The organism is Streptomyces sp. NPDC001922 (genome assembly GCF_042891165.1).
Classification (GTDB): Bacteria; Actinomycetota; Actinomycetes; order Streptomycetales; family Streptomycetaceae; genus Streptomyces.
This window is the reverse complement of the sequence record NZ_JBIASV010000001.1, coordinates 434,397-448,767: the sequence shown is the minus strand read 5'-3', so window position 1 is coordinate 448,767 and position 14,371 is coordinate 434,397. Positions and strand designations below refer to the sequence as shown.

8 protein-coding genes and 1 pseudogene are annotated in these 14,371 nt (G+C 72.0%); 4 read left to right on the top strand and 5 right to left on the bottom strand.

The annotated features are described in order from the left end of the window. Positions 1 to 24 precede the first annotated feature (24 nt). Positions 25 to 603, top strand: a complete 579-nt coding sequence (locus ACFYYR_RS01890; protein ID WP_388845774.1) for a TIGR03086 family metal-binding protein — start codon at positions 25 to 27, stop codon at positions 601 to 603. Positions 604 to 1,013: 410 nt separating this feature from the next. Here the strand turns inward: ACFYYR_RS01890 and ACFYYR_RS01885 are convergent, their stop codons facing one another. The 3 genes from ACFYYR_RS01885 to ACFYYR_RS01875 all read right to left on the bottom strand — a co-directional run bounded on the left by ACFYYR_RS01885 (position 1,014) and on the right by ACFYYR_RS01875 (position 4,655). Continuing rightward, positions 1,014 to 1,601 (bottom strand): TetR/AcrR family transcriptional regulator, encoded by a 588-nt coding sequence (locus ACFYYR_RS01885; protein ID WP_388845771.1) that lies wholly within the window; start codon positions 1,599 to 1,601, stop codon positions 1,014 to 1,016. 33 nt (positions 1,602 to 1,634) lie between these two features. Beyond that, positions 1,635 to 2,654 (bottom strand): aldo/keto reductase, encoded by a 1,020-nt coding sequence (locus ACFYYR_RS01880; protein WP_388845768.1) that lies wholly within the window; start codon positions 2,652 to 2,654, stop codon positions 1,635 to 1,637. A gap of 567 nt (positions 2,655 to 3,221) precedes the next feature. After that, a complete protein-coding gene (locus ACFYYR_RS01875) occupies positions 3,222 to 4,655 on the bottom strand; it encodes an MFS transporter (protein ID WP_388846418.1) in 1,434 nt (477 codons plus the stop codon). Positions 4,656 to 5,098: 443 nt separating this feature from the next. Between ACFYYR_RS01875 and ACFYYR_RS01870 the strand changes: the two are divergent. Continuing rightward, positions 5,099 to 5,965 (top strand): annotated as a pseudogene (locus tag ACFYYR_RS01870) (helix-turn-helix transcriptional regulator); the annotation flags it as partial. On the opposite strand, the gene ACFYYR_RS01865 reads toward ACFYYR_RS01870, so the two are convergent. After that, positions 5,938 to 7,392, bottom strand: a complete 1,455-nt coding sequence (locus ACFYYR_RS01865; RefSeq protein ID WP_388845766.1) for an MFS transporter — start codon at positions 7,390 to 7,392, stop codon at positions 5,938 to 5,940. The pseudogene ACFYYR_RS01870 and the gene ACFYYR_RS01865 overlap by 28 nt on opposite strands. 165 nt (positions 7,393 to 7,557) lie before the next feature. On the opposite strand from ACFYYR_RS01865, the gene dusB reads away from it, so the two are divergent. Continuing rightward, entirely contained in the window at positions 7,558 to 8,733 is a 1,176-nt protein-coding gene (gene dusB, locus ACFYYR_RS01860; RefSeq protein ID WP_388845763.1) for a tRNA dihydrouridine synthase DusB, read from the top strand. A 308-nt stretch (positions 8,734 to 9,041) separates the two neighbouring features. Here the strand turns inward: dusB and ACFYYR_RS01855 are convergent, their stop codons facing one another. Beyond that, a complete protein-coding gene (locus tag ACFYYR_RS01855) occupies positions 9,042 to 11,057 on the bottom strand; it encodes a glycogen debranching N-terminal domain-containing protein (RefSeq protein WP_388845761.1) in 2,016 nt (671 codons plus the stop codon). Positions 11,058 to 11,557: 500 nt separating this feature from the next. Here ACFYYR_RS01855 and ppdK point away from each other — a divergent pair, with 500 nt between their 5' ends. After that, positions 11,558 to 14,272 carry a pyruvate, phosphate dikinase gene (gene ppdK / locus ACFYYR_RS01850; protein ID WP_388845758.1) on the top strand — a complete coding sequence of 905 codons (2,715 nt, stop codon included), beginning with the start codon at positions 11,558 to 11,560 and terminating at the stop codon, positions 14,270 to 14,272. Positions 14,273 to 14,371: the final 99 nt, after the last annotated feature.

The following is a 14,371-nucleotide window of genomic DNA, read 5'->3' as shown; positions in this document are numbered from 1 at the left end:
TGGACCTCCTCTAGCGTCGGAGCCATGACGACCGGTATCAGTGAACTGCTCGAAGCGGCGTCCCGGGAAGCTGCACCCGTGGTGCGCGGCCTGCGTGACGATCAGCTCGGAGCGCCCACCCCCTGTGCGGAGTACGCCGTGGGCGATCTCTTCAATCACCTCCTTCATGTGGTCATCGGCTTCCAGGCGGTGGCCGCCCGGAAGGAGGCGGACTTCACCACCACCCCCGACTATCTGAAGGGGGACTGGCGCGGACGCTTCAGCGATGAGACCGCGCGGCTCGTCCAGGCCTGGGCCGCACCGGGCGCCGACGAGGGCACCGCCGGATCTATGAACCTTTCCGCGCGGACGCTCGGCAGCATGGTGCTGCTCGACCTGACCGTGCACGCCTGGGACCTCGCACGCGCCACCGGACAGCGCTTCACCCCCGACCCCGCGAGCATCGGCGCGCTCGCCGCGCTGGTCGAAGAAATGGCTCCGACGGCCCGGCAGATGAAGGTCTTCGGCGACCCCCTGCCGGTACCCGACGGCGCTTCGGCCTTCGACGCGCTGCTGGCCGCGACGGGACGTGACACGGGCTGGCGCGCCCCGGCCTCGGCCTGAGCCGACCGGAAGCCGAAGCCTCGTCGGGCACCGCAGGGCCCGGTCGGGTGCCGCAGCACCTGAAGGCGACGGACATCGCAGCACCCGCTCCGCTCCGCTGCTCCGCGCTGGTTCGCGGACCCCGGCGATGGCCGATGCGCAGACCGTGTACAGAAGACGGCTCCGCTGCTCAGGCGCTGCGCAGGGCCGGCTCGGATGCTCGGGCACCTCGCCGGAGCGGGCTCAGTGGCTCGGGCACTGCGCCAGGTCAGGGCGCAGAAGGTCGGGCGCTGCGCAGCAGGGCAGGGGCTCAGCAGCCCGGGTGTTGCCTGGTACAGGGCTCAGCTGCTCGGCGTTGTGCGGGGCAGGGGTCATCCACTCGTGTGTTGTGCGGGTTGGTTCAACACCTGGGCGCTGTGCAGCACATGGGCTCAGCTGCGCAGGCCCCGCAGGACCAGGTCCCGTACGCCCGCGAACGCGGTGGTGATCTCCGGTGCGGACCACTCCATGGCGTACGCCGGGTCGTGGAAGCGGCCCGTGGCGTCGAACACCGCGCGTGCCGTGGCGTCGAAGCCGGTCTCCGGGGCGGCGAACACCCCCTGATCGCAGCCGTCCCTGAGGATCTTCGCCAGCTGCCCCACCAGGTCGTCGATGTGCTGGTCGACGACTCCGCTGCTCTCGCCGATCAACACCATGTAGGTGGCGAAGAGTTCCGGGTCGTCGCCCGCTTTGTGGCGCTTGGCGTCGAACAGCGTGGACAGCCAGAGCTCGAGCCGGCTTGCGGCCGGTCCGGGCCCGGAGGCGATCGTGTCCAGTTCGGCCGAGGTCCGGTCGAGCCAGCGCGCCGTGACCGCTTCGCGGAGCGCGGCCTTGCTGGGGAAATGCCGGTAGACGCTGCCGTGACTGACGCCCAGTGCCCGCGCCACATCGACCACCGTGGCCTTGGCCGGGCCGTACCGCCGGAGCACCTCCTCGGTGACCTCGAGGATGCGGGCGGGGGTCAGAGTCTCGGGCGGCATCGGGTCCTTGGGGCCTCTCGTTCGGGTACGGGGCTATATCTTCTCGCTGTCCAGGTGCGCCATCTGGGCCGCGGGATAGCGTGCTCCCGCTGCCGCACCGGCCGGGACGGCCGCCTCGATCGCAGTGAGGTCATCTGCGTCCAGCGTGACCTCCAGTGCGCCGAGCGCCTCGCCGAGACGGTCGCGCCGTCGGGCGCCGATGAGCGGAACGATGTCCTCTCCGCGGGCCAGGACCCAGGCGATGGCGATCTGGGCGACGGTAGCACTCTTCGCATCGGCAACCTTGCGGAGAGCTTCGACCAGATCGAGGTTGTGGTTCAGGTTGTCCCCGGTGAAACGGGGGCTCATGCCGCGGAAGTCACGGGAGTCGAGCCGACGGTCACGGCTCCAGTGCCCGCTGATCAGGCCTCGGGACAGCACGCCGTACGCGGTGATGCCGATGCCCAGCTCCCGGCAGGTGGGCAGGATGTCCTCCTCGATGCCCCGGGAGAGCAGGGAGTACTCGATCTGGAGGTCCGAGACCGGGGCCACGGCTGACGCCCGGCGCAGCGTGTCGGAGCCGACCTCGGACAGACCGATGTGCCGCACCTGTCCTGCCTCGACCGCCTCGGCGATCGCCCCGACCGTCTCCTCGATCGGAACGGCCGGGTCCACCCGGGCGATCCGGTAGATGTCGACGTGGTCGGTGCCGAGCCGCTGGAGCGAGTAGGCCAGGAAGTTCTTCACCGCGGCCGGCCGTCCGTCGTGTCCGGACCAGCCGCCCCGGGCGTCCCGCAGAGCGCCGAACTTCACGCTGAGGACGGCCCGGTCGCGGCCCTGGCTGCTGCTCCGCAGTGCGTCGCGGATCAGCAGCTCGTTGTGACCCATGCCGTAGAAGTCGCCGGTGTCGAGCAGTGTCAGGCCTGCGTCGAGAGCGGCGTGGATGGTGGCGATCGACTCCTTCTCGTCCGTCTCGCCGTAGAGCGCGGACATCCCCATGCAGCCCAGGCCGAGTGCCGGGACTCGCGGGCCGGTGGAGCCGAGAGTGCGGAGGGGGACTTGCTGCGACGTCATGGGGACTCCGAGGAGGTGGGCGGCCCGCGGGCCGGAGGTTGCTGGGTAATGCCTTTCTGCTCACCGACCATGGCATGTGTGATGACAGATTTCAATAGTTGTCACTCCTTCGTGGGGGTCCGCGGCGGAGTGGGCGCGGACGACGGCCGAGTGCGGCACGGTGAACGTCGGAACGCAGGACGGTGCGATGCGCCGGGACGGACAGGGGACGCGATGCGCAGGCAGAGCGAGGCGTGGCGATGCGGACGAAACGGGACACGGGGCCGTGTGGGCTTCCTTCGGTGGCCGGCATCGACCGCACGTCAGTCAGCCCCGCAGATCCGTCCCGTCCTCCTGTGGGCTCCGGCCGTCCTCGCTCTCTTCCGGCTTCGGTCGCTCCTGGCTTCCGCATCGCTCCGGCGCGGTCTCGTGCTGCTCCGGCGGTCGCCCCCACCCCGGCGTATCGGCCGCCGCCCCGCCGAGCGCTCGGTCACGCCCGGCGCATCGGTCGTCCGCACGTTGCCGGGCGGCCCGGGAGCTCTGCGGTGCCCCGCGCCCGGCCCTGCGCCCGCCCGTCGGGCCCGCTTCTCAGGTCACCGTGCGCGGCAACCGCAGGCTCAGCAGCACCGTCAGCGCCACCAGCCCCAGTTGGGCGACGAGCGTGCCGGCCAGCGCGTCGCGCATCCCCACCGCTTCGTCCAGCGCCAGGAACAGACTGCCGAGGGTGGCCACGCCCAACGCCAGGCTCGACTGCTGGGTGGTCACCATGACGCCGCTGCCGACACCGGCTCGGTCACCCGGCACGTCCGCCAGCACGATGCGATAGAGCACGGGCAGTTGGAACCCCTGTCCGAACCCGGCCAGTGCCGTGCCCGGCAGCAGGTCCCCGAAGCCCAGCTCCGGCCAGTTCCGCAGTGCGGTCATGACGAGCAGTGCCAGTCCCACGGCCTGGAACAGTCCGCCGGCGGTCACCACCCGGCTGCCGTACCGGCCGACCAGCCGCGGGCCCATCAGCGAGGCGGCGAAGAAGGCCAGCGCCATCGGCACCAGCGCCAGACCGGCCGCCACCGGCCCGAGACGCAGTCCCTGCTGGAGTGCCACCGCCACGACGAACATGAAGCCGCCGAAGCCGATGGAGAACGGCAGTATCATCGGCAACCCGCGCCGCAGCCCCGGCGACGTCAGCAGACTCGGCGGCACCAGCGGCGTACGCCCCTGCCGGTCGGCCCGTCGTTCCACTGCCCAGAACGCGGCGACCGTGAAGGGGACCGCCACCAGCAGGACCCAGGTCCACAGCGGCCAGCCCGCAGCCCGTCCCTCGGTGAGCGGCACCAGCAGCGCGGTCAGCGAGATGCCCAACAGGACGGTGCCCGGCAGGTCGACCGGCGCCGGCCGTTCGGAGCGGGTCTCCGGGACGGTACGGGCCGCGAGCGCCAGACCGAGCAGCGCCACCGGCACATTGACCAGGAAGACCGAACGCCAGCCGGTCCCGGCGGGATCGGCCGCCACCAGAACGCCCCCGAGGACCTGCCCGGCGACCATCGACAGCCCCGCCGTCGCGCCGTACAGGCTCAGCGCGCGCCCCCGGCGGGCGCCGGACGTCGTCGCCTGGATGGTGGCCAGGACCTGGGGCAGCATGAAGGCCGAGGCGGCGCCCTGGGCCACCCGGGCGGCGACCAGCGACCAGGCGTCCGGCGCGACGCCGCACGCCAGCGAGGTCAGGCCGAAGGCTGCCATTCCGATGAGGAAGAGCCTGCGGCGACCGAACATGTCACCCAGTCGGCCGCCCAGCACCAGGAGGACGGCGTAGGAGACGCCGTACCCCGCCACCACCAGTTCCAGCAGTGCGGGGCCGGCGGCGAGCTCTCGGTCGATGGACGGCAGGGCGACGTTGACGATGAAGAAATCGATCAGAGGAAGGGAGGCGCCCAACAGCACGGTGAACAGGCCGAGTCGGCCGAGTGCGGGCGGTGCGGCGGCGGTCGCCGTGGTGTACGTGGAGGTCGGGGTGCGTAGTCGGATATCGCTCACGGTTCCGAGCGTCGATCACCGCTGAGCCGGGTACCAGAGTCTCTTTATCCTGGTATCGGGACTACCTGGAAACGGGCTGAACGGTGCGGCACCCTGACGTTATGACCACTCCAGCACAGGCGGCGACCCCGCAGCCAGGGACGACCCCGCGGCCCGGAACGACCTCGCAGTCCGGGACGGCGGCGCAGGCCCCGGCCACCCGGGTTCCGCCAACGGAGGCTGCCGCTCCCGCGGAAACCACCTCAGCCGCGGCTGCCCGGGGGACCGCAACGACCGTTACCGCCCGGGCCACCGCCACGTTCCCGGCCAACGCCAACGCCAACGCCAACGCCAACGCCAACGCCAACGCCAACGCCAACGCCAACGCCAACGCCAACGCCACCACGCTCACTTCCACCACTACTCCCACCCGCACCCCCACTCCCGCTCCCACCACCCGGGTCACCGGCCCGGAGCGGCCCGAGGGGGAAGCGGCGCAGCGGGCCGCGCTCGCCGCCTTCCTGCGCAGCCGCCGTGAACGGATCGCCCCCGAGCAGGTGGGACTGCCCCGGGGCCGGCGCCGCCGTACACCCGGCCTGCGCCGTGAGGAGGTCGCGCAGCTCTCCGCGGTGGGCGTCACCTGGTACACCTGGCTGGAGCAGGCGCGCCCCATCCATGTCTCCGCGCAGGTGCTCGACGCCGTCGCCCGCGCCCTGCTGCTCGACCCGAGCGAGCGCAGCCACCTCTTCGCGCTCGCAGGAGCATCCGACCCGGCGCCCGGCCGCACGTGCCCCAGCATCTCCCCGTCCCTGCGCCTGATGCTGGAGCAGCTGGAGCCGTACCCGGCCTGTGTCCAGAACAGCCGGTACGACGTCCTGGCCTACAACCGCGGCTTCGCGCGGATGATCGTCGACCTGGACGCGCTGCCGTACGAGGACCGCAACTGCATGTGGCTCGGCTTCACCAACGCCGACTGGCAGGCAGCCATGGTCGACCTCGAGGAGTCGCAGCGGGCGATGGTGGCCAAGTTCCGGGCGGCGATGGCGGAACACCTCGCCGAGCCGGCCTGGACCACGCTGCTCCACCGGCTCCAGCGGGTCTCGCCCGCGTTCCGGACGTTCTGGGAGGAGCACGAGGTGCTGAACGCGACGGACCAGTTGAAGCGCATCCGGAGTCCCCGGGCCGGCATGCTGCACCTCCACCACACCAGCCTCTGGCTGGGGCCCCGGCAGGGACCGCGGATCGTCACCTACGTCCCGGCGGACGACGAGTCGCGCGAGCGGCTGGAGCAGCTTCACGCCCTCGAGTTCGCGGACGCCTGATCCACGGTGCCCCCTTCGAACAGGGCGGCGGTCCGCTGGGCCGAACGGGCCGCCCAGCCACCGGTGGTGGCCAGGCCCACGGCCAGTACCGCCGCACCGCACCCGGCGATGATCCACCAGGCCGGGTCGCTCGCCGCGACGAACGCCCCGGCGTCGGCCGTTGCACGCACCCCGGTCGCCAGCACCGCGCCGATCACCGCCACCCCGAGCGACTGGCCGACCTGCCGGCTGGTGGAGGCGACGGCCGCGGCCACGCCCGCCTGGGAGCGCGGCATGCCGGAGACCGCGGTGTTGGTGATCGGTGCGTTGACCAGGCCGAAGCCCACGCCGAACAGCACGTAGCCGGTGAGCAGCAGCCCGTCCGAGCGCTGCGCGTCGAACACCGCGAACAGCAGACCGCTCGCGGCCATCGACACCCCGGCGAGCAGCAGCGGCAGCCGGGGACCGCGGACGGCCACCAGCCGTCCGGACAGCGGTGCGCAGACGAACGTCGTCGCTGCCATCGGCAGCATCCACACCCCGGCCTGCAGCGCCGACAGCCCCTTGATCTCCTGCAGGTAGAGCGTGCTGAGGAACAGGAAGCCGCCCAGCGCCGCGAACGCGCTCACCGCTATCACCGTGGCCCCGCTGAACGGCGCGCTGTGGAAGAACCGCGGGTCGATCAGTGGCTCCTCGCGGCGCCGCTCGTAGCGCACCAGGCCCACGGCGGCGAGCAGCGCGACGGTGGCGCAGGTCAGGATCAGCGGCGAGGTCCAGCCGGCCGCCGGCCCCTCGATGATCGCGTAGGTGAGGGATCCCAGCAGGGCGATGACGAGCAGCTGACCGACGGCGTCCACCCGCCGGGGCCGTGCCGCCCGCGACTCGGGGACGTACCGGGCCGTGAGCACCAGGGCCGCCAGCCCCACCGGCAGGTTGAGCCAGAAGATGGACCGCCAGCCCACGCCGTCCACCAGCACCCCGCCCACCAGCGGCCCGGCGGCCATGCTGATCCCGACGACCCCGCCCCAGACGCCGATCGCGCGGGCCCGCTCCCGGGGGTCGGTGAAGGTGTTGGTGATGATCGACATGGCCACCGGGTTGAGCATCGAGCCCCCGACCGCCTGCACCATCCGGAAGGCCACCAGCCAGCCCAGGCCGGGAGCCACACTGCACAGCACCGAGCCGAGGGTGAACAGCACCAGACCCGCCTTGAACACCCGCCGCCGACCGATCCGGTCCGCCGTCGAGCCGGCCAGCATCAGCAGTGACGCCAGCACCAGGGTGTACGCGTCGATGGTCCACTGCAGGCCCGGGACGGAGGCGTCGAGGTCGCGGCGCATGGCGGGCAGGGCGACGTTCAGAACGGTGTTGTCGAGGCTGACGATCAGCAGGCTCATGCAGCAGATACCGAGCACGAGCAGCCGCCGCCGGTGGCTGAGTCCGGACACGGTTGAACCGTACAACCACCGGTCGGGCGGGTACGACGAACCGCACCGTCCGGACCGTCCCGGCGGATGCGGGACAATGGGAGGCCGTCCCGCCGGATGCCCGGTCCCCGAGACCGCACCGCGGGGACGCCGACCCGCCCGTCACGCCTGAAGGACGCTCTCCCGATGACCCAGCTGCAGATCGGCCCGCACACGGTGCAGCCGCCGGTGGTCCTGGCCCCCATGGCCGGGATCACCAACGCGCCGTTCCGCACCCTGTGCCGTGAGTTCAGCGGCGGCAAAGGGCTGTTCGTCAGCGAGATGATCACCACGCGTGCGCTGGTCGAGCGGGATGCCAAGACGATGCGGCTGGTCCACTTCGACGGGACCGAGAAGCCCCGCTCCATCCAGCTCTACGGGGTGGACCCGGTCACGGTCGGCAAGGCCGCCCGCATGATCGCGGACGAGGACCTGGCCGACCACATCGACCTCAACTTCGGCTGCCCGGTGCCCAAGGTGACCCGGAAGGGCGGCGGCTCCGCCCTGCCCTACAAGAGGAACCTGCTGCGTTCCATCCTCCGGGAGGCCGTCGCGGGCGCGGGCTCCCTGCCGGTCACCATGAAGATGCGCAAGGGCATCGACGACGACCACATCACCTACCTCGACGCGGGGCGCATCGCCGTCGAGGAGGGCGTCACCGCGATCGCCCTGCACGGGCGCACCGCGGCGCAGCACTACGGCGGCACCGCCGACTGGGACGCGATCGCCCGGCTCAAGGAGGCCGTGCCGGAGATCCCGGTGCTCGGCAACGGGGACATCTGGTCGGCCGACGACGCGGTGCGGATGGTGCGGCAGACCGGCTGCGACGGCGTCGTGGTGGGCCGGGGCTGCCTCGGGCGTCCCTGGATCTTCGGAGACCTGGTCGCGGCCTTCGAGAATCCGGGCGGGCACGAGCCGGGCGGGCACGAGCCAGGCGAAGCCGGTACCGGCCCCGGACCGGCAGCGCCGACGCTCAAGGAGGTGGCGGTCGTCATGCGGCGGCACGCCCAGCTCCTGGGGGAGTGGCTGGAGGACGAGGCACGGGGTGTCATCGACTTCCGCAAGCACGTCGCCTGGTACACCAAGGGCTTCTCCATCGGCTCGGAGATGCGCAAGAAGCTCGCGATCACCTCGTCGCTCGACGAGCTGGACGCTCTGCTGAACGAGCTGGACCTGGACCAGCCCTGGCCGCAGGGCGCGGACGGCCCGCGCGGACGCACCTCCGGCAGGAACCGGGTGGTCCTGCCCGACGGCTGGCTCGACGACCCCTACGACTGCGCCGGGATCGGTGCCGACGCGGAGCTCGACACCTCCGGCGGCTGACCCCGGGACGGCGGGGACGGCAAGGCACGGCGGGGGACGACACGGGACCCCGGGCGCGACGAGGGACCCCGGGCGCGACAGGGACGGCGGCCGGGCTGCTCCGGCGCCGTCCGCGACGCCCGCTTCCGGTCGGACCGGACGACGCAGGCCCGGGCGCGCCGCGGTCCGGACCGGCACCCCCGCACCCCAGCCGTGACCACCTCATCCCCGCGGTATCCCCGCGGTGACCCCATCCCCGCAGCAATCACCCCGGCCCCAGCCCCACCCGGCCTCAGGCCCACCCCCGCCCGATCACCCCCCCCGCCCGATCACCCCAGCCCCGGACTCAGCGCGCTGAGCAGGGCCAGGGGAGTGGCGGCCGCCCATGCCCGGGGTGAGCCCGAGTGCGGGCACGGCACCGGTACCGGATGTTCGTCCCGGCCGTAGCCGGCCATACTCTCCGGCAGTCGCCAGCCGTGCACCGCCGCCGCCTCGACCAGCCCGCGGGTCACGGCCAGGGCCTGTTCGGTCAGCCCGTAGCGGGCCAGCCCGAGCACGCTCAGCGCGTTGTCGTGCGGCCGGATCGCGCCCCGGTGCCAGGAGAGCGGGTGGTACGGCCGCTGGCCCGCGGCCAGGGTCCGGATGCCCCAGCCGGAGAAGAAGTCCGGGCCCAGCAGCCGGCGGCCGACCGTCTCGCCGCGCGCCGGGTCCAGAATCCCCGACCACAGCAGATGGCCCGCGTCCGAGGTCAGCACCTCGACCCGGCGGCCCGACCCGTCCAGGGCCGCTGCCGGGAAGTCCGCCCCCGGCATCCAGAACTCCTCGTGGAAGCGGCTGCGCAGCCGGACGGCGGCTTCCTCCAGCCGGTCCGCGAAGGCCACGTTGTCCCAGGTCTTGCGGGCCAGGCCGGCGGTGCGGAGGAGCGCGTCGTACGCGTAGCCCTGGGCGGCGGCCACCGCGACCGGTCCCGCCGCGGGGGTGCCGTCGTCGTGGCAGAGGGCCCCGGGGGAGTCGCGCCAGCTCTGGTGGGAGTCGCCGCCCCGGTGGGCCGCGGCGCCCTCGTCCCCGGAGCAGACCAGCCAGCCGTGCTCGGTCAGCCCGCCGTCCCGGAACATCCACTCCACGGCGGCCCGTGCCTGGGGCGCCAGCCGCCGGGCGAGGCCGTCGTCGGCCGTCTGCTCGGTACAGGCGTGCAGCAGGGTCAGGAAGAGCGGGGTGGCGTCGACGGCCCCGTAGTAGCGCCCGTACGGGACCTGCCCGAAGTGCGCGAGTTCGCCGTGCCGGATCTCGTGCGGGATCCGGCCCGGCTGCTCCTGGCGGCCGGTGCCCCCGAGCGCCGGGGGCTCGTCGTACGCCGTGCCCTGGGCCGCGGCGAGCGCGGTCAGGGTCGCGGCGGCCGGCCCGGGCCGGTACGGCAGGGCGAACAGCGAGGTGAGCAGGGAGTCGCGCCCGGAGAGGGCGAGGAACCAGGGGATGCCGGCCGCGGGCACCCGCAGCGGCTCCCCGTCCGGGCCGTGCGCCGGGATGCGCAGCCCGGCGAGGTCGGCCAGCCCCTGCTCACATGTGCGGGCCAGCTCGGGCCAGCCGATGAGATCCCGGGGCCGGGGGTGTGCTCCGGTGAAGGCGGCGTTCTCCCGGGCGGGCCCGGCCAGCGCCACGGCCGGCGGCTCGATCGGCGGCGGTTCCTCCCCGGTTCCCGAGGGCACGGCCCAGGCCTGGAGCGTGATCTGTCCGCTGCCGTGCGGGGGCAGCTCGACGCGCCACTCCAGCGTGTGGGCGGTGCCGCCCGCGGTGCGCGACACCGTGTCCGGGGCGGGAATCGCACGGATCACCGTTCGGGAGTGCCAGGCGGGCCGCCCGGTGGGCGCGGCCCGTTCGTAGGCGAAGGTGACGCCGTCCGGCGAGGCGTCGGCGGAGCGCACGGCGTCCGCCTTGTCGTAGCGGTGCCGGTCGCTGCGGAGCTCGAACTGGTCGGCGAAGTCGGCGTCCACGGTCAGGGTGATCCGGACGGTCACCGGCTCGGGGCGGTTGCTGGTCAGCCGGATGCGCTCGGCCAGGGAGCGGTCGGCGACGGCCTGCTCCCGCCGGACCGTGCAGGCCGCCGGCTCGGGCGGGCCGGCGGGCGGCGTGAGGACCGCGGCCAGTGGGCGGTCGGGGCCCGCCTGCGCGGCGGCGACGAGCACGTCGGGCGGTGCGCCGTCCACGGTCAGCTGCCACCGGCTCAGGTGACGGGCGTCCCGGGAGAACAGCCCGTCGGGAGAGGCGCCCCGGACGCCCGTGATGTCGCCGGAGTCGGTCACCACGGCGAAGGTGCCGTCGTGGACCAGAAGATGGTGCCCTGTCATGCGGCCGGCCCTGCCCTTCGTCGCGCTCCGTCCGGAACTGGTCACTCCGAGTCTCGGTATCACAGAAACGGTCGGCGCGACGGGTCGCCACACGAGTGCTCATCTGAGCCGACACCGCTCCGAATGTGTCCACAGGATGAGATTCGGCCTTCGCTGAGCGCGTGATCCTCGCCACCCCTGATCAGTGGTCCGCTCAGATGAGCACTCGAAGACAGGGTGCGGCTTTTCAATGGGTGGCACTGGGTGCCACCCATTGAAGCTTCGAGAACTGTATAACTTTCTCGCTGTGAGTAACTCGATCTTGAATTTTCGTGGCGCTCAGTAGTTTTGAATTCATTTCTTGAAGTCGCTCAAATGAGTGGCCGCCGGGCTCCGCACTTTCGATCTGGTGGCGGACGAGTGGTTACAGCCGCATGACGGCCGAGTGGACGTACTCACATGCCTTCGATCTGGGTACGCTCCCGGCCGTCAGGGCAGCCGTCCGCGAGGAGTCGAGTCCCGTGTCGGAAACAGAAGATCAGCAGAAGTTCGTCTACGACTTCACCGAGGGCAACAAGGAGCTCAAGGACCTGCTCGGCGGGAAGGGGGCCAACCTCGCCGAGATGACCAACCTCGGTCTCCCGGTGCCTCCGGGCTTCACCATCACCACCGAGGCCTGCAAGGTCTACCTCGACAGCGGCAGCGAGCCCCCGGCGCTGCGGGACGAGGTGAGCGCCCACCTCGAGGCGCTCGAGCGGAACATGGGCAAGAAGCTCGGCCAGCCGGACAACCCGCTGCTGGTGTCCGTACGTTCCGGTGCCAAGTTCTCCATGCCCGGCATGATGGACACGGTCCTCAACATCGGCCTCTCCGACGAGTCGGTGAGCGGGCTCGCCGCCCAGGCCGGGGACGAGCGGTTCGCCTGGGACTCGTACCGGCGGCTCATCCAGATGTTCGGCAAGACCGTGCTCGGCGTCGACGGTGAGCTCTTCGAGGAGGCCATCGAGGAGGCCAAGCGGGCCAAGGGCGTCAAGGTCGATGTCGATCTCGACTCCGCCGACCTCCAGCAGCTCGTCGAGCAGTTCAAGGGCATCGTCCTCAAGGAGACCGGCCGCGAGTTCCCGCAGGAGCCGCGCGAGCAGATGGACCTCGCCGTCCGGGCCGTCTTCGAGTCCTGGAACACCGACCGCGCCAAGCTGTACCGCCGTCAGGAGCGCATCCCCGGCGACCTGGGCACCGCGGTCAACGTCTGCTCCATGGTCTTCGGCAACCTCGGCCCGGACTCGGGCACCGGCGTCGCGTTCACCCGCGACCCGGCCAGCGGCCACCAGGGCGTCTACGGCGACTACCTGCAGAACGCGCAGGGCGAGGACGTCGTCGCCGGTATCCGCAACACCGTGCCGCTGGCCGATCTCGAGCGGATCGACAAGGCGTCGTACGACCAGCTGATGCAGATCATGGAAACCCTCGAGACGCACTACAAGGACCTGTGCGACATCGAGTTCACCATCGAGCGCGGTCAGCTGTGGATGCTGCAGACCCGGGTCGGCAAGCGCACCGCGGGTGCCGCCTTCCGGATCGCCACCCAGCTCGTGGACCAGGGTCTGATCGACGAGGCCGAGGCGCTGCAGCGGGTCAACGGCGCACAGCTCGCCCAGCTGATGTTCCCCCGGTTCGACGAGAGCGCGAAGACCGAGAAGATCGGCCGCGGCATCGCCGCCTCCCCGGGCGCGGCCGTCGGCAAGGCGGTCTTCGACTCCTACACCGCGGTCAAGTGGTCCCGCTCGGGTGAGAAGGTCATTCTCATCCGCCGGGAGACCAACCCCGACGACCTCAACGGCATGATCGCCGCCGAGGGCATCCTGACCTCGCGCGGCGGCAAGACCTCGCACGCGGCCGTGGTCGCCCGCGGCATGGGCAAGACCTGTGTCTGCGGCGCCGAGGAGCTCGAGGTCGACACCAAGCGGCGGCGGATGACCGCGCCCGGCGGCGTGGTGATCGAGGAGGGCGACGTCGTCTCCATCGACGGCTCCTCCGGCAAGGTGTACCTCGGTGAGGTGCCGGTCGTGCCGTCCCCGGTCGTCGAGTACTTCGAGGGCCGGATGCACGCCGGCGCCGAGGACGCGGACGAGCTGGTCAAGGCCGTCCACCGGATCATGGCCTACGCGGACCGGGTACGCCGGCTGCGGGTACGGGCCAACGCCGACAACGCCGAGGACGCCTCGCGGGCCCGCCGCTTCGGCGCCCAGGGCATCGGGCTCTGCCGCACCGAGCACATGTTCCTCGGTGAGCGGCGCGAGATGGTCGAGCGGCTGATCCTGGCGGACGCCGAGGACGAGCGCGACGAGGCGCTGGGCTCCCTGCTGCCGCTGCAGCGCGACGACTTCGTCGAGCTGTTCGAGTCGATGGACGGGCTGCCGGTCACCGTGCGGCTGCTCGACCCGCCGCTGCACGAGTTCCTGCCGGACATCACCGAGCTGTCCGTCCGGGTCGCCCTCGCCGAGTCCCGCAAGGACCCCAACGAGAACGACCTGCGGCTGCTCCAGGCCGTCCACAAGCTGCACGAGCAGAACCCGATGCTGGGTCTGCGCGGTGTGCGGCTCGGCCTGGTCATCCCGGGGCTGTTCGCCATGCAGGTGCGGGCCATCGCCGAGGCCGCGGCCCTGCGCAAGAACGCCAAGGGCGACCCGCGGGCCGAGATCATGATCCCGCTGGTCGGCACGGTGCAGGAGCTGGAGATCGTGCGGGACGAGGCCGAGCAGGTCATCGCCGAGGTGGAGGCCGCGACCGGCACCGACCTCAAGCTCACCCTCGGCACCATGATCGAGCTGCCGCGGGCCGCGCTGACCGCCGGCCAGCTCGCGGAGGCCGCCGAGTTCTTCTCCTTCGGCACCAACGACCTCACCCAGACGGTGTGGGGCTTCTCCCGGGACGACGTGGAGGCGAGCTTCTTCACCGCCTACCTGGAGAAGGGCATCTTCGGCGTCAGCCCGTTCGAGACGATCGACCGGGACGGTGTCGGCTCGCTGGTCCGGAACGCCGTCGAGGCCGGCCGGGCCACCCGTCCCGACCTCAAGCTCGGCGTCTGCGGCGAGCACGGCGGTGACCCGGACTCGGTCCACTTCTTCCACGAGGCGGGACTGGACTACGTCTCCTGCTCGCCGTTCCGGATCCCGGTGGCGCGTCTCGAGGCAGGCCGTGCGGCCGTCGAGAGCGAGGGCAGCGACCACCGCTGAGACGTGGCGGGGCGACGGTCGGCGCCTCGCCACACACGCCGGAGCGCCCGTCGGGACTCACCCTCGACCCGGCGGCTTCGGCACCTGAATGGGGCGGCA

What these genes read in the sequence shown, in the direction of transcription:
- ACFYYR_RS01890 (WP_388845774.1), top strand. Translation starts at nt 25, where the DNA reads ATGACGACCGGTATCAGTGAACTGCTCGAAGCGGCGTCCCGGGAAGCT.
- ACFYYR_RS01885 (WP_388845771.1), bottom strand. Translation starts at nt 1,601, where the DNA reads ATGCCGCCCGAGACTCTGACCCCCGCCCGCATCCTCGAGGTCACCGAG.
- ACFYYR_RS01880 (WP_388845768.1), bottom strand. Translation starts at nt 2,654, where the DNA reads ATGACGTCGCAGCAAGTCCCCCTCCGCACTCTCGGCTCCACCGGCCCG.
- dusB (WP_388845763.1), top strand. Translation starts at nt 7,558, where the DNA reads ATGACCCAGCTGCAGATCGGCCCGCACACGGTGCAGCCGCCGGTGGTC.
- ACFYYR_RS01855 (WP_388845761.1), bottom strand. Translation starts at nt 11,057, where the DNA reads ATGACAGGGCACCATCTTCTGGTCCACGACGGCACCTTCGCCGTGGTG.